General features: G+C 37.6%; 17 protein-coding genes. 6 read left to right on the top strand and 11 right to left on the bottom strand.

The features are described from left to right. The 6 genes from VJ937_RS09290 to VJ937_RS09315 all read right to left on the bottom strand — a co-directional run. The coding region (locus VJ937_RS09290) for an HIT family protein (protein ID WP_324066622.1) at nt 1-300 on the bottom strand (300 nt) is incomplete at its 3' end. Between the two features lie 2 nt (nt 301-302). After that, a complete protein-coding gene (locus VJ937_RS09295; RefSeq protein WP_324066623.1) occupies nt 303-818 on the bottom strand; it encodes a nitroreductase family protein in 516 nt (171 codons plus the stop codon). Between the two features lie 12 nt (nt 819-830). After that, complete coding sequence (locus VJ937_RS09300; RefSeq protein ID WP_324066624.1) at nt 831-3,494, bottom strand: PAS domain S-box protein; 2,664 nt, start codon at nt 3,492-3,494, stop codon at nt 831-833. Nucleotides 3,495-3,656: 162 nt separating this feature from the next. Further along, complete coding sequence (locus VJ937_RS09305; RefSeq protein ID WP_324066625.1) at nt 3,657-4,691, bottom strand: isoaspartyl peptidase/L-asparaginase; 1,035 nt, start codon at nt 4,689-4,691, stop codon at nt 3,657-3,659. A gap of 117 nt (nt 4,692-4,808) precedes the next feature. Then, nucleotides 4,809-5,426 (bottom strand): DUF6992 family protein, encoded by a 618-nt coding sequence (locus VJ937_RS09310; RefSeq protein ID WP_324066626.1) that lies wholly within the window; start codon nt 5,424-5,426, stop codon nt 4,809-4,811. A gap of 16 nt (nt 5,427-5,442) precedes the next feature. After that, nucleotides 5,443-7,869, bottom strand: a complete 2,427-nt coding sequence (locus VJ937_RS09315) for an alpha-ketoacid dehydrogenase subunit alpha/beta (protein ID WP_324066627.1) — start codon at nt 7,867-7,869, stop codon at nt 5,443-5,445. A 96-nt stretch (nt 7,870-7,965) separates the two neighbouring features. On the opposite strand from VJ937_RS09315, the gene VJ937_RS09320 reads away from it, so the two are divergent. Then, the gene (locus VJ937_RS09320) at nt 7,966-8,187 is read left to right on the top strand and encodes a hypothetical protein (RefSeq protein WP_324066628.1); all 222 of its coding nucleotides are present in this window, start codon (nt 7,966-7,968) and stop codon (nt 8,185-8,187) included. Between the two features lie 67 nt (nt 8,188-8,254). On the opposite strand, the gene VJ937_RS09325 is transcribed toward VJ937_RS09320, so the two are convergent. Next, nucleotides 8,255-8,428, bottom strand: a complete 174-nt coding sequence (locus VJ937_RS09325) for a hypothetical protein (protein ID WP_324066629.1) — start codon at nt 8,426-8,428, stop codon at nt 8,255-8,257. A 162-nt stretch (nt 8,429-8,590) separates the two neighbouring features. Between VJ937_RS09325 and thiF the strand changes: the two genes are divergently transcribed. From thiF to VJ937_RS09340, 3 genes are all read left to right on the top strand, one after another. Then, on the top strand, nt 8,591-9,178 hold the full coding sequence (gene thiF, locus VJ937_RS09330) for a sulfur carrier protein ThiS adenylyltransferase ThiF (protein ID WP_324066630.1): 588 nt from the start codon (nt 8,591-8,593) through the stop codon (nt 9,176-9,178). A gap of 80 nt (nt 9,179-9,258) precedes the next feature. Further along, the gene (gene thiS / locus VJ937_RS09335; protein WP_324066631.1) at nt 9,259-9,462 is read left to right on the top strand and encodes a sulfur carrier protein ThiS; all 204 of its coding nucleotides are present in this window, start codon (nt 9,259-9,261) and stop codon (nt 9,460-9,462) included. 11 nt (nt 9,463-9,473) lie between these two features. Further along, on the top strand, nt 9,474-9,791 hold the full coding sequence (locus tag VJ937_RS09340; RefSeq protein WP_057951746.1) for an FtsB family cell division protein: 318 nt from the start codon (nt 9,474-9,476) through the stop codon (nt 9,789-9,791). Here VJ937_RS09340 and VJ937_RS09345 read toward each other — a convergent pair. Together VJ937_RS09345 and VJ937_RS09350 are read right to left on the bottom strand one after the other, a co-directional pair. Further along, nucleotides 9,766-11,013 carry a hypothetical protein gene (locus VJ937_RS09345; RefSeq protein ID WP_324066632.1) on the bottom strand — a complete coding sequence of 416 codons (1,248 nt, stop codon included), beginning with the start codon at nt 11,011-11,013 and terminating at the stop codon, nt 9,766-9,768. The two genes, VJ937_RS09340 and VJ937_RS09345, sit on opposite strands and share 26 nt — an antisense overlap. Nucleotides 11,014-11,063: 50 nt before the next feature. After that, nucleotides 11,064-11,675 (bottom strand): OmpH family outer membrane protein, encoded by a 612-nt coding sequence (locus VJ937_RS09350; protein ID WP_324066633.1) that lies wholly within the window; start codon nt 11,673-11,675, stop codon nt 11,064-11,066. Between the two features lie 575 nt (nt 11,676-12,250). On the opposite strand from VJ937_RS09350, the gene VJ937_RS09355 reads away from it, so the two are divergent. Next, nucleotides 12,251-12,901, top strand: coding sequence for a TetR/AcrR family transcriptional regulator (locus tag VJ937_RS09355; RefSeq protein WP_324066634.1), 651 nt, complete (start codon nt 12,251-12,253; stop codon nt 12,899-12,901). 17 nt (nt 12,902-12,918) lie between these two features. Here VJ937_RS09355 and VJ937_RS09360 read toward each other — a convergent pair whose 3' ends face one another. Together VJ937_RS09360 and VJ937_RS09365 are read right to left on the bottom strand one after the other, a co-directional pair. Further along, the gene (locus tag VJ937_RS09360) at nt 12,919-13,641 is read right to left on the bottom strand and encodes a DUF5714 domain-containing protein (RefSeq protein WP_324066635.1); all 723 of its coding nucleotides are present in this window, start codon (nt 13,639-13,641) and stop codon (nt 12,919-12,921) included. A gap of 5 nt (nt 13,642-13,646) precedes the next feature. Then, nucleotides 13,647-14,021: a DUF1987 domain-containing protein gene (locus VJ937_RS09365; RefSeq protein WP_324066636.1), complete on the bottom strand. Its 375-nt coding sequence runs from the start codon at nt 14,019-14,021 to the stop codon at nt 13,647-13,649. Nucleotides 14,022-14,602: 581 nt separating this feature from the next. Between VJ937_RS09365 and VJ937_RS09370 the strand changes: the two genes are divergently transcribed. Then, entirely contained in the window at nt 14,603-15,946 is a 1,344-nt protein-coding gene (locus tag VJ937_RS09370) for a dihydrolipoamide acetyltransferase family protein (RefSeq protein ID WP_324066637.1), read from the top strand. The last annotated feature ends 8 nt before the right edge of the window (nt 15,947-15,954 follow it).

Here is a 15,954-nt window from a genome sequence, read left to right on the forward strand (position 1 = left end):
ATGCTCAATGGTTTGCCCGGCAGGTTGCCCATCCTGCAATGTCCAGTTAAACCCCTCATTGGGAAACAACTTTCCAATAATGTGATTTACTTTACGAGTAAATACCATAATGTGCTCCAGTTCAGTAATTGTTAAATCATCAAGCGCAGAAACATGTCTTGCAGGCACAACTAATGTATGTCCCGGCAAGATGGGTGCACGGTTATAAATTGCTCTGAAATATTCGCTGGCAAAAAACACTAATGGGTGATCGGCATTCAGGCAAAAGGGGCAGCCAGATATATGTTGTATTTCAGCCATATTTAACCGACATGATTGATATTAGCATAAATATTTTTTTGCCCGCCATTAATATTTTCTGCCGGGTAACCAACTGCCAATAAAGAAGTTATTCTCATATTATACTCTATCTGCAGCAAGCTGCGTATAAAATCTTCCGAGGTTGTTTGTTCGTTGTAAAAACGGTTACGAATTTGTACCCAACAACTACCCAATCCAAGGTTGGTAACCTGCAACATAGCATAAGTCGCAGCAATACTGGTATCTTCAATCCACACATCTGAGATTTCGGGATCGGCAGCAAAAACAATGGCAAATGGAGCTTTTTCTAGAAAAGTTGCACCATGTGGTTTACTTTGTGCCAGCTGACTTATTATAACGGGGTCTTTTACAAAATAAAACTGACAGGGGAATTTGGCTTTTGAAGAGGGAGCAAACCTTAATGCTTCCTTCAGTGCTTCAATCTTATTTTGTTCTATTGGTTGATTAGTAAAGTTTCTTACACTTTGACGTTGTCTAAAAACATCATTTAAATCCATACGCTGGCTTAGTTAATTTTCTTTGTGCATGTATTTATCAATCATAGCTAAAAGCTTTTTCCGTTTAATAGGCTTAGCTATAAAATCGTTACACCCTGCATCTAATGATTTAACCACATCGTTATAATTGGCATAAGCTGTTTGAGCTATAATGGGCAAATCAGCATCCTCTTGTCTGATTCTTTGAGTAGCTTCATACCCGTCCATTCTGGGAAGCTGTATATCCATCAAAATAATATCAAGATCCTCGTCTTCATTAATTTCAAGCGCCTCTATTCCATCATAAGCTCTATAAATGCGGTAGTTACGGGGTTTAAGAATTTCTTTCAATAGCTGATAATTGGTATCATCATCTTCAACTATGAGTACGTTATAGATATCTTCTTCTTTCTCTTCAATGGCTTTCTCGAATTGGGGATCGCCTTCCCATTGATGTGGTAATGTAAAATAAAATGATGTACCCTTACCAACTTCCGATTCTACCCAAATTTCACCCCCAAGTAGTGTAACCAATTGCTTGGATATAGCCAAACCCAGGCCGGACCCCTGATATTGGCGGCTTGTGTGTTCCTCCACCTGTCTGAAACGGTCAAAAATATAGGTTAGCTTTTCATCGGTCATACCCACACCGGTATCAGTCACAAAAAACCGCACAAAATCTTTATCATGAATGGTAATGCCAAATCTAATTGTACCCTCATTGGTAAATTTAATACTGTTACTGATTAAATTGGTCATGATTTGCTTAAGGCGCATGGGATCGGTTACAATAGCAATATCTTCTGCGGGCAAATCATAGTTGAGCTCAACTTTATTTGATTTATTTGCATTTTTCAGTGCCTCAAGCTGCACGTGGTAAAGGTCATTAAAAAGCGTTTTCAGATCAATTTCTGTCTTATCTATTTTTAACTCCCCCGCCTCAATTTTCGATATATCAATAATGTCATCGATAAGCTTCAACAGATGCGTGGAATTTGAATTAATTAGTTCCACATACTCTTCCCTCGTATCTTTGTCAACATCATCTTCGTTCAATAAATCAGTAAACCCGATAATGGCATTCATTGGTGTGCGAATTTCATGGCTCATATTTGCCAAAAAGGCACTTTTTAGTCTATCTGCTTCAATAGCTTTTTCTTTGGCGTCAACCAAATCAAGCTCCGCTTTTTTTCGCTTCGATATATCTCTTGTGACGCCGTTCATGCCTACAAAGTGGCTCTCTTTATCGAACATTGGCCGTGCAATTATTTCCACCCACACATAAGAGCCATCTTTGCATTTGGCTCTTGTTTCAAAAATATAGGATTGTTTAATTTGCTGTATATTACCGGTTTTTAGTCCCTGGGATATATGAGAAATCATTTCATTTAACGCACTTAATCCGTCTTCGTCATACGTATCTTTGTATTCCAACTGAAGATACTCTTCAACAGTATAACCAAACATCTTTTGCACACTGGGTGAAATATATTCTGTGCCAAAATCGCTGTTTAATATCCAAATAATATCTGACAGATTATTGATTATTAACCGATACCGGTTTTTTAACTGTGCCAGCTCAATTTCCGTCTGTTTTAGTGTGGTCTCATCAGAACATATGGCTAAGGCTGTATCCATTACTCCCTCAACAAAAGTCTCCGGAATTACGACACAATTTAAAAACTTTTTGCCTTCACTTGATGCTATACTGATCTCAAACTCCTCACGTTCCCTTTGCGAAAAAATATTTATTATTTTATTCTTCACATTAGCATAAACCTCGTCTGTAAAACCAAATTCAGAAAGTGGATTATTAATAAGCTCATCTGCGGTTTTATCCAACAACCTTGCCCCTTCGGGGTTTATATACATACATTGTAATTCACGGTTAAAAAGCGCAATTATACCATGTGAGTTTTCAGCCAGAGATTTAAACTCCTGCTCTTTTTGTTTTACAATATTTTCAGCAATTTTTCTCTGTGTGATATCCTGGGTAACCACATATTGAATTACCGATCTGCTGGTTTTCCGTTGAGAATAGCTATTGTGGATGAACTTCCGTTCTCCCTGTTTGGTTACAATCCAAAAATCCAGAATATGTTTCTGATCCGGATTTTTCTGCATTTCTTCCAGCATATTTTTCACTCTGTTCTTCTCTTCAGGTGCGGCAAGAGACTCCACACTCTCCAGCAAGGTATTAATATCGGCAGCGCTAAAACCGGTTATTTCTTCCATTGCCTTATTGGTATAAACAATTTGCCGGTCTTCCAGAATAGCCAATCCTTCATGCAAATGCGAAGCCATGCGGTAAAAGCGATCTACATCTTCGGCACTTTCTTTAGTATTAAGGTTTAACCCGGTAAATACCATTTCAACAATTCGCTCTTCATTATTCTCTGAAATATCAATCGCTACACTCAACTTCACTATACTTTCACGGCCGGTAATAAATGCAATTTGGATTGTACTTGCCTGGTTATTGGCAGTATTATGAATCTCATCCAACGACTTATTCAATGAGATATCGCATATATCGCAAACAGTTCGCGACAAAAGATCCTGTGGTTCATATTGCAACACCTCTTGCGCTCTGGCATTTGAATATAAAATATTTCCGGGCATTCCTTCTTTATCGAGTTGATAAACCAGCACTGGTTCATCCAGGTAATCGAAATATCCCTTAGGTTTGTAGGCCATTTAATATATTGGTTTTTAGTTGTTTGGTAGCATAATCATAAAATCATTTTTATAACAAATTTCTATTTCGGGACATTCATTAGCAATATTTTATGTGAACCACCATCTAATTAGCAGAAAGATAGTATTTAAATTTTGAAGTTCAAAACCTAAATCTGAAGGTCAATCATTAAACATCTTTATTTCCTGTTTGCCTTGCGCATCGTAATAAGCCCTGTACATACCCGTTGTGTTAAAAACTGCTGAGACATTGCCAAATGCATCAACACCTATAATGCCTCCATATCCACCAAGTTGTTCGAGTTGCTTATTTATAACCTCATGTGCAGCACCTTCAAGGCTCACTTCTTTATACCTCATAAGCGCAGATATCTCATGGGCTACACCCAAACGGATAAAATACTCACCCCATCCTGTTGCAGAAATAGCACATGTTTGATTATCGGCCCACGTGCCTGCTCCAATAATTGGTGAATCGCCTATGCGTCCGTATCGTTTATTGTTCATTCCGCCGGTACTGGTTCCCGCTGCAAGGTTGCCGTGGGTATCTAAAACTGCACAGCCCACTGTTCCGTGCTTATCAATAGATACTTTGAGCCGTTTCTGTGACTTTTTAGTTATAAAGTAGCTATTATCCACCTGCTTCAAATCCACGGTACGGCTAAAAGCCTCGGCACCACGGCCAGACAGCAGCACATGGACACTACTGTCCATCACCATACGAGCAGCTGATATAGGATTACGAGTGGTTCTCACACCTGCAACAGCTCCGGCATTTCGGTCCTGACCACGCATAATAGATGCATCGAGCTCAGCATGCCCCTCATGGGTCAGTACAGCTCCTTTCCCTGCGTTAAAAAGTGAATCATCTTCCAGCATATTGATCACATTTTCAACTACATAAACGGCTTCTTTGCCAGATGAGAGCATCGATTTCCCGGATTCCAGTGCCTCAAACAAAGCTTTTTTATAAGCTAGTTTTTCTGCTTCAGATAAATCATCAGCAGTAAAATTACCTGCACCACCATGAATAATAATCGCATAATCACCACGCAGAGTATCTTTTTGAGTTTGCGCAGGTGGTTCTTGCAATAACTGACTATCATTTTTGGCCATCTTTATTGCTGGAATCAGCAATAATGGGATAGCAAAAACAAGCAGAATAAACAGATAGGGTCGAACTTTGGTAGTATCCATGATTATTTAATTAAAATATTTATAATAAGGCACCGAAATGTGTAAAAGCAATGCCTATACAAATATAATTAAAAGACAATGGAAAATCTGCCTACAAAAAAACTATAATTTACATTATTAGAAGTTCATACCGAGCGATACTGAGACAGGAGAGATTTGAACATCAAAATTATGTTGCTCTAACCATATTGAGATTTTATTTTGATTAATTGAATATAAAACGATATCGAAAACCAGGAGAAAACCACCTTGCAATATAATTGAATTACCATAACCTTTAAGTCGGTTACTAAACTTTGACACCTGCTTACTCCGTTCCCTGAGGTACAAACCAGACATCACATAACCTACGTCAAGTCCGGCATTAAGTAGTAATATTTTTCCGAAACCCTGATTATTTGAAAGCGTTTCGATCAATCCGATCCCTTCTGCTGAAGTATTTTGTGCATCGTAATAGCCCAATCCGGCAATTCCCAAATTAACAATATTCCAAAACACATTCATTTCATGAAAACGGTAATTCACACCTCGGGTTTGGGTCAACATAAAGCCACTTACGGCTATATTGGTCAAAGCCCAGCCACCAAGTACCTGCATTCCGTTTTTCTTAAATTGCAGGTGCTCTTCATTAATTTGTAAAAGTATGCTGTCGGTTTGCGAAAATATTGGTGAATAGGCACAAAGCAGCAACACAACTAAAAATAACTTATATGTTACATTGCTGCTTTGTTTCATAATCTTCGCATTTTGTTTAATAAAGTTCAGGAAACTCTTTTGGTTTTGCTTCGTGCATTAAATCATATACGATCTCGAATACATTTTCAGCATTCGGGTTCGAAAAATAATCTCCGTCTGAACTAAAAGCAGGTCTGTGCGCCCTGGCACTTAATGTACGGGGTTCAGAATCGAGGTAAAAATAGGCTTTTTGGTCTTCAACAACTTTTTGCATCATATAAGCTGTAGCTCCACCCGGTACATCTTCGTCAAAGAATACAACACGATTGGTTTTCTTGATGCTTTCGAGGATACTTTGATTTTTATCGAAAGGTATGAGGGTTTGCACATCAATAACTTCTGCGCCAATATTAAAATCTTCAAGTTGGCGGGCTGCTTCCTGTGCAATGCGCACGCATGATCCGTAGGTCACAACGGTTACATCCGCACCTTCATGCACAACCTCAGGTTCGCCAATTGGAACAGTAAATTCACCAATATTTTCAGGCACCCGTTCTCTTAAACGATAACCATTAAGTGGCTCAATTACCAGGGCTGGCTCATCGCTTTTCAGCAAGGTATTATACATTCCGGCGGCACGGGTTAAATCGCGAGGCACACATACCAACATTCCTCGTATGGAATTAATAACCATACTTAAAGGTGAACCGGAGTGCCATATACCCTCCAGGCGGTGTCCACGAGTACGAATTATGGCAGGTGCTTTTTGCCCGCCACGGGTGCGCCATAGCAACGTGGCCAAATCATCGCTCATGGTTTGCAATGCATAGAGCAGGTAATCGAAGTACTGAATTTCGGCAATTGGTCTGATTCCTCTCATGGCTAAGCCAATAGCCTGACCCAAAATTGTTGTCTCGCGAATTCCAGTATCTGAAACACGCCACTCACCAAATTTTTCCTGCATACCTTCCATTCCCTGGTTAACATCACCAATTTTCCCGGTATCTTCACCAAAAGTTACGAGTTGGGGATAATGTTCAAAAAGGGCTTCAAAATTATCTCTTAAAATTTCCCTTCCGGGCTTTGTATCTTCTTTTTCACTGTATTTAATAGGTACAGGTTGAATGCTTGTGGCAGCATATTTTGTTTCAGAATAAAGGTGAGAGTGATAATCCGGTCCTACCCTTTTGTAATTATCTTTTAACCAGGTTCCGAGTTGCTCTTTTAATTCTTTGCGTTTCGGACAATCGGTACAAATATGCCGTAAAATACGCTTTGCTGCACTAAAGTTATCTTTTCTTATAGGTGTTACAATGCGTTTAAGGTTATCGGCAATCTCCCCGGCCTTGTCGTAATGGTCACGCTTGCAAACACAGGTCCTGTTCTCAATAATTTTAACCAACTTGTCGCGCTCTTCTTTCATGGGTTGAGTAAAAGCCTTCCATGCAGATTTTTTAGCATCTTTGGCTTTCTGAACTGCTTCTTTTTCAATTTTATCGAGCTCAGCGGCCGTGGCCAATTTATCATCAAGAATCCATTCCCGCATTTTTTTTATTGGGTCAAATGCCTGCTCCCATTCCAGTCGCTCCTTTGACTTGTAACGTTCATGGGAACCGCTAGTAGAGTGTCCCTGCGGCTGCGTAACCTCGTCGATATGAAACAGTACAGGTACATGCTCTTTACGAGCTCGTTCTACACCCTCCTTATACAATCTCAGTAGCGCCGGGTAATCCCAGCCTTTACCTTTGTATATCAATATTCCTTTCTGCCCCTTCTTGTTAATCTCAAATCCCTGCAGTGCGTCTGAAATAGAACCTTTTGCTGTTTGGTATTCTTTAGGAACTGAAATACCATAACCATCATCGTATACAGACATTGCCATTGGCACTTGTAAAACAGCTGCGGCATTCATGGTTTCCCAGAAATGGCCTTCTGATGTACTGGCATCCCCAATAGTGCCAAAGGCTACTTCATTTCCTTTATTTGTAAAATTTTTAAATTTATGCAGCCCTTTTTCATTTTTAAAAACTTTTGATGCATAAGCTAAACCAAGCAAACGCGGCATTTGACCTGCAGTAGGCGAAATATCGGCAGAAGAATTTTTTTGTACCATCAGATTTTTCCATTCGCCATTTTCATCAATACTCCGTGTTCCAAAATGGTTATTAAACGATCGTCCTCCATGGCTTGGGTTATGCTCAAGAGTAGTGTGCCCGTATAATGAAGAAAAAAATTCCTCGGGAGAATACATATCCGTTGCCAGCATAAGTGTTTGATCGCGATAATAACCGGATCGCCAATCGCCATTTTGGAACTGCCTGGCCATGGCCAGCTGTATAATTTCCTTGCCATCGCCGAATATGCCAAATTTCGATTTACCTGTAAGCACCTCTTTCCTTCCAATAATACTAAGCTGTCGACTTAAATTTGCTGTGAAATAATCTTTTAAAACCTGCTCTTTAGTGAGCATATTATCTTCTTTTGCAGTTTTTTGATTAACCATGATCTCACTTTTTTCGAGTATTCAATATTTTTTGGTAATTTTGTTCATTCCAGAAACAAAATAAATTGCCTAATGTTGATTTTAAAGGTTTTTTTAGTGAGTATTGGTCTAATGGCCATCGTTTTTGCCGCACTTGGTATTAAAATACTTGTAAACAAGAATGGCAAATTTCCCAATACCCATATCGGCGGAAATAAAGAAATGATTAAAAGAGGCATATATTGCGCTCAAACCTGGGATAAAATTGAGCAAAAAAATGCCCGCAAAGGTTTATTAAAAAAGTTAAAACCAGATCCTGATTTTCTGGTTTCGAAATAATAAGAAAAGCGGCCTGTTTCTAAACATGGCCGCTTCTCACATCATGAAAATCCCAAAATCAAAAGAATCATCTATCACTATTTACACTACAAGCGCATGAATTAGTTTCTTCTCCAGTTGTGCTACAGCATGATTTCTTTTCGAACCTGCCATCTTTTTTCAGAAACATTTTTATCCCAATTCCTGCAAAGGCAAGGGTTAGTAAAACAACTGTAAGTCCTAAAATAATTAAAATCTCCATATCGTAAATTAATATCTTTTTATCCTTTAAACAGATGTATTAAAAAAAAGTTCATAGATAAATGGAATATTTTTAAGTACAAGGTGGTATTTGAGCGCATTATTTTGTATTTTTAAGCATATTAAGTAATACTGAATAGAAACAGCGTTATAAATTATTAATATGAGGACATACGATCAAATACACAAAATCTTAGAAAACAGCAAAATAGGCATTGCGGGCGCAGGGGGCTTAGGCTCAAATGTAGCAACGAGTCTGGCGAGATGTGGTATTGGAAAGCTGGTGATTGCCGATTATGATTCTGTTTCAGAAGACTGTTTGAACAGGCAATACTTTTTCTACGATCAAATTGGGATAAAAAAAGTAAGTGCCTTAGAACATGTGCTGGAAAGAATAAATCCACATACAAAAGTTGAAGCACATGACATCAAACTCACTGAAGAAAAAGTTATTGAGCTTTTTACCGATTGCGATGTTATTGTTGAAGCCATTGGTGATGCCCGTATAAAACAGCAATTAATTGAATCTGTTTTGGTAAAATTACCTGAGAAACATCTCGTAATTGCATCGGGACTTGCTGGTTACGGAAATAACAATCGTTTTACGACCGAACAGTATGACAAACTATGGGTTTGTGGTGATCAGGAAGCTGAAGTAAATGAATTAAACCCTCCCATGGCACCAGCAGTAGGCATAGTTGCTAATATGCAGGCCAATGTCGTTATTGATATCCTCCTAAGGGAATTATGATTGTCAGAATTAAGAATATTACTATTTTTGCTGAGGGAAAAACTAAAGGAGCGAACCTTTAACAAACAAGAAGATTCACAATGAAACTACAAATAAACCATAAAGAAGAACAGTTTGAACAAAACGAACTGACGCTTTATAAATTGCTCGAGATAAAAGATCTTAAATTTAAAAGATTGCTTATAAGGGTTAACGGTAAAGTAATTAACGAAAATGAAATTGGAGATACGAAACTGAAAGATGGTGACCAATTAGATATTGTGAGAATAATCAGTGGAGGTTAATTAATTTTTCTATGAAAAAAGCCAACAAATTATACTGGTTCTACCAAAAATATCTAGCCAACAAGTACGTTCTGGCCTTTTTTGTTTTCTTAATTTGGATACTATTTCTCGATACCAATAACCTGATTCAGCGTTTCAGAACTATAAGCCACATTCATAAGCTCGAAGAACAAAAAGCATATTACAAAGAGCGTATAGAAAAAGATCGTGCAAAGCTCATCGAGCTAAGGTCGAATGAAGAGCAGCTGGAAAAATTTGCAAGAGAAGAGTACCTTATGAAAAAAGAAAATGAGGACGTTTTCGTCATCTTAGTTGACGAAGAGGAGTAGTTTTTTCGAGTTTACGCACTTCCATTAGCAAATTATAATTCGTATCGACATAAAGCTGATTTTGGAAAAGCAGCTTCTGAACAGCATCTAGCACAGGAATTCGCTTGTAATAGCCTTTTTCATGCGCAAAATTGAGGTATTTAACAAGCTGAAAAGCATCAAAATGCCTCAGCAAACGCTTAACAAACTGTGCCCTGGATGAAGTGTTATTTCGAGCCTCCTTAATTTTCGTATTAAAATCAATTTTCGATAAATACAATCTTAACACTTTTCCAACGAGGTTATCAATAGCAACTGTTTTCTGGAACAAATCACCCATATTAAGGTAAAAATCCTTAAGTTCCATAAAAGCATCCGGGTGATACACTCTAAGCTCAAGGTCATTTTTTAAAATATCATGCATTGCCGGCCCTGTGCCAAAAGGTACGCGGAGCGAAACTCTTGCTGAGGGATAAACACATGTATCGTAAGTGCGATAATTTTCATATAATGGAAACATTTTATGAAGGAAGTAAAAATCCTCACCCGCATGCTTTTTATTCATGCCTCCTTGCCGAACATATGCTGCAGCTTTAACGGCAAATGCAGAACCGATTGTATGGTATGCATAGGGGAACCCGGCCAGCCGACTGCCCAAAACGTAATAATTCAAATAAAGTTCATACAGAATTATAGCCCGTCGAAGTTCCTGAGGTGCAGCTTCCAGATCGTGATGAAAATCAATGAGTAAAACGTTTGTATCGGGATATTGATTAAAATGTGCATTCACCGTTTCAAAATAGTTTGGTTTTACTTTGGTATCTGCATCAAGAGATAAAATTACGCCATCAGGGTTTTTATTATTAAAAAAAACATCAATCGCAGTATCCATACCTGTTCTTCTTGCCAGGCCGGCTCCAGCATGTTTTCTACACATTTCAGATACCAAAACTACCTGAAACAATAATTGCCCGGTCGAATAAAGTTTACACCATTCTTTTAGTAAGTCAAACAAAATGCGATTGAATTTTTTTTCATTCGCACTGGCCCTTTCGGAATAATTTACAACTATTAAAACCATTACATTAGAGGCACAGGATGCAGCCTTGAGAGAATTAAGGCTGTTTAAAATCATGGATTCATTAAAGGCAGGTATAACAACAATAATGGCCGGATTATTATTGTACTCAATTTCATTAAGGCATGAGTAGCTTTTAGTCAGATATTTCTTTATTGGCTCCATAAAAAAAGATTCAGCACATGGGTACTGAATCTCTGTTTCGATGTTCAATATTATTGTTGCAAACGTCTGTCATATCTTGCATTTAATTCCTGCAAAATCTCGTTGGTTATGTTATACTTTTGTTTACCATAAATCAGGCTACCGCCCAGGGTATTATTCAGTATAAGGTCATATTTTTTGTCTTTATTGTAATGCTTCACAAAGTTCGAAACACTGTCATAAAGCTCCTGGTTGATACTCTGCTCTCTTGCCATCAAATTATTCGATAACTGTTGATTGAGTTTTTCCAGTTCTTGCTGTTCTGCAAGCAACTCTTGTTGCTGTGCCTCAGCCGATGATTGTGTTAAAAAACCTCCGCGTTGCACCTTCTCCTGAAATGCCTGGTAATTTTTCTGAAACTTCTGCATCCTTTGTTCAAGTTCCCGCTGCGATTGCTTTTGCTGCGAAGTAAACTGTTTGTTAAGCTCTTTTGCTAATTTATAATTCATAAGAAGGGAGTCTGTATTGATATAAGCAACCCTTAGACTGGCTTGCTGATTATCCTGAGCTTTTATCTCTTCTTTATCTTGCTCAACATTTTCATCGGTGCTATAATTGCCTACAATAACCCAAATCAACACTGCTGCCAAAATTATCTCGATAACCAAATTTTTCTTATTCATAAAATCATTATTTAGTTTTCACAATATTATTAATTGTTTCTGTTTTGATTCAAATATGCAAAAATAACCAATTATTGCATAATGAATAACTAAGAATCTCTTTTTATACAAGTCTGTTAAATATTATGAAACAAACATGAACCGAGTTTGCGAGCTCGGCAAAGCCTATGTTTAAAATTGACTCTGTCAAGCCCCTCGGAGTTCATCGAGAGTTCCATCCAATCAATGAAAATTAAAATTTAAACGGATGAAAAGCGATAAAAAACTTCTACCCAAATTGAGCGATTATTCCCTTCGGTCATGAGCTAAAGGTTCTCGCTCACGATAAAGAAATTGTATGCATTTCACCTCAACTATTCGGTGAAATCCGACAATTTCTAAATCGGGGTTACACCTAACTAAAGCGCTTTTTCACTAAGTTCAAACCGCTCAACTTAGTTTCTAAAAACAATAATAAGAAGACAGCATTCTATGTTATAGAAAACTAATCCATGAATTTTAAAACAAATTTAATATTAGTATATTTAGGGTTTAATTATATCCTTTATTATAAATAGCAGGAAGAAATGGACGAAATGAAGTTTAGCAAAAAACCGGGAGCAAAAGAGAAAAGATACCAGCATATTATTGATGCTGCCGAAAAAATCCTGATTCAAAAAGGATATGAGAATGCCACTTTTAATGATTTTGCAGATACAGCGAATTATAATAAGCGCACCCTTTATCTGTATTTTCCTGATAAAGATGACCTTTTTGCAGCAGTTGTACTCAGGATATTAACCCGTTTGAGTCAACATGTTGAGAAGAATATTGATACAAACAAAAGTGGTCTTGAAATACTTTTGGACATTGCCAATGCATATTTCACCTTTTTCTATGTAAATAAATCATATTACAAACTGCTCTGGTCTTTCGAAGATAAGTATTTCGTTTTTACAGAAAGCAACCACACCTCCCCTAACATCAATAAGACCTATCATATTAGAAGAAAAAACATAGAGTTAATCTCAGACACCTACCAAAAAGGATTGGATGATGGCTCCATTAAGGTAAAAAAGGATCCTTTCCTAATTATTACATTACTGTGGAGTCAAACACTCGGCGTTTTACAATTGATATCCAGGGGAGAAAATATGTTGGCCAAAAGTTACAAAGTTGCCCCCAAAAAGTTAATTACAGAACAAATAAGACATTTGGAAGAAAAGCTTACTAAAGCGGATGGCTGATAAAGGGAAATAAAAACCTAATGACTTTTATAGAAAAGACACTCAGTTTCCAGACACTCCTTATTGCGAAGATGAAACCCACAAACAATCGGGTTTGGTTTATCAAGGGTTATATTAAGTGTTTCGCTCAGCCAGGTGATACCTTCCAGAATTGCAATATAGGTATTACGCTTACAACAACGAGGTCCCCCATATTTGGATACCTGCATTAGCCCGGCTGCAGTTACAGCATGAAGTTTTGCCCATTTCTTTTCCGACAAAGCGGTGGTTTTTGTAATATAACTAACAAAGGCCCCAAGCCCCAATACAGCACCACATCCTCCATTGGTACCACAAATATTTCCGGGAATTTTAACCATTCTGGTTCTTAAAATCTTAAGGGCTTCCCTCAGATTTTTTATATTTCCGGTTGCATTATTGTATGTAGTAAGCAGAGCAGCCGGAACCAAAAAATGATGTTCAGGTCCATGTAGATTAAACAATTTGTTTTCCATAATTCTATTGACAAAAACGAGTGGGTTTGTGCCTTCATAATTAAGGCATTCGGACTGGATTAAGTCGTTGGCATCAACCCTGTGGCAGGCATCGCAAACAAAATGTCCGTTGTCACAAAAAATATCGGTTTCAATATCTTTTTCACAGTAGTAACACTTGTGTTTCTCGAAAGAAGTATTATAGGTAAGCGGCTTTCCACATACAGCACAGCCGCTTTTCTGAATTAAAAAACGGTTTCGAATCATAAAAATTATACACTAACTTCATTCAACTCAAATGGAATTTTTATCAGGGTCGAATACATCTGCCCGTCCCCAAGAACCTCTTCATCATCATAGTTCCATTTAATATGAATATCTTTGCCATGCATCAAATGCTCTTCCAGTTTCTTCATTATCAGGAGTATCATCCTGTTAGATGAAGAATTGAAGTATTCGATGTACATATCCATAATAATTTTGTGGTCAATCTCAGGCAGATTGTTATCTATCCAGTCAAAAATGGGTTGATAGAATTCAACTGGATCTTCAGGAAAAGACCGGCCTTTTATTTCATACTTCTGGCTTTCAGGATCTAAAAGTACCTGTGGTGTTGTTTCCGTACCTTCCCAAAAGAGCTTATCCATGGCGCTAAAATTTTAGTAAAGATAAAAAAAAAGTTATGCAATTCTACGACATATTGCTGATTTATCAAACAAATAAGGCTGATTATTAAGTTCTAATAACATTTAAAACATTTTACTAAAAAAATGGTTTCTTCTAGCATGTGAAAAACACAAATGCTTTTCATGACAAGTTTTAAATAACGTGAGTTCGATTTAAATTTTCAAATTCAGATTGGAATAAAAAACTGATAGACAAAGCCTGTTACGATATAATCGGAAGCATATTTTTGAGGAATAGCGAGCTATTGCGATAAAAAATAACGAAGTATATCTGTTTTTTACACAAAGCTTAGTTTTTTAACGCTTATAAACAGCAATGTTCTTCCTAAAAACCATGTAACATAGCTTCCTATTACGCATGATTTTAAATTGAATCTTACTATTTCTAAGCGTTCTGAAACATAGTTCAATCAAATTCCAAAAGACAATAATACAATGAGGTTAATTAAGAATTTTTCGTCGAATTCACGTTTAATAAACAAAACAACTGTTTTTTTGTCTAGGTTAAAGGGAATTTAAAATGTAATAAACATTCAATCAATATGTCAACATTTGAAATAAAAATGCCCAAAATGGGTGAAAGTGTTCAGGAGGCAACGATTACTAAATGGTTTATCGAAAAAGGTCAGTCTGTAGAAGAGGATGAGGCCTTACTTGAAATAGCCACAGACAAAGTTGACTCAGAGGTACCAAGTCCTGTTGAGGGCAAAGTCATTGATATTAAATACGAAACCGGTGATGTAGTTGCAGTCGGTGAAGTAATTGCAATTATAGACCTCACAGGGGAAGAAGAAATTGTTGAAGACACTTCTGAAGAAAAAGGCGATGAAGAAAAAGATTCGCCAGAAGAGAAAGAGGCTCCTGAAAAAGAGCAAGAAGAAGATAAAAAAGAGCCCCCGAAAGAATCATCAGATTTGAATCAAAAATCCAACAGGTTCTATTCTCCTCTAGTGCGCAATATAGCCAAAGAAGAAAAAGTAACCTTTGAAGAACTTGAGCAAATCGAGGGAACAGGAAATGAAGGTAGAGTCCGGAAACAGGATATTCTTGCATATATTGAAAACAGAGGAAGCTCAGCCAAACAAGGCGAAAAACAACCAGGTACTGCTTCTAAACAACCTGCCGACAGCAAGCAACCGGCTTCCGAAGGTGGTGGTGTAGCTCCTTCCGTAAGTGGACAAGATGAAATTATTGAGATGAACCGCATGCGCAAAGTCATTGCAGAACGAATGGTAAACAGCAAGCATACAGCTGCACACGTGACCAGCATGGTAGAGGTCGACGTTGAAAATCTTGTTCAATGGCGAAACCAAAAGAAAAAAGCATTCCAGGATCACGAGGGTATAAAACTAACATTTATGCCTATGTTTATTGAGGCAGTTAGCAAAGCATTAAAAGATTACCCTTTGGTTAATGTTGCTATCGACGGAGATAAAATCATCAAGAAAAAAGACCATAACATTGGTATTGCAGTTGCGTTGCCCGGAAACAACCTGATAGTGCCCGTTATCAAAAAAGCAGATCACAAAAACATAACAGGTCTTGCGCATGAACTTAATAATCTTGCACAAAAAGCTCGCGACAATAAGCTGACAATGGACGAAATTCAGGGAGGAACTTTCTCTATTTCGAACTTCGGCAGCTTTGGTAATGTAATGGGCACACCTATAATAAACCAGCCCGAATCTGCAATTCTAGCAGTAGGCACAATTGAGAAAAAGCCTGCAGTGGTAGAAACCGAGTACGGAGATATTATAGTTCCACGTCACAAAATGTTTCTCTCGCTGACATATGACCATCGCGTTATTGATGGAGCCCTCGGCGGAGCCTATGTAAAAAGAGTAGCAGATTATTTAGAGCAATTCGATAAAAACAGAACATTATAAAATTCCTA

It is taken from the genome of Salinivirga sp. (assembly GCF_035268865.1).
Lineage (GTDB): Bacteria > Bacteroidota > Bacteroidia > Bacteroidales > Salinivirgaceae > Salinivirga.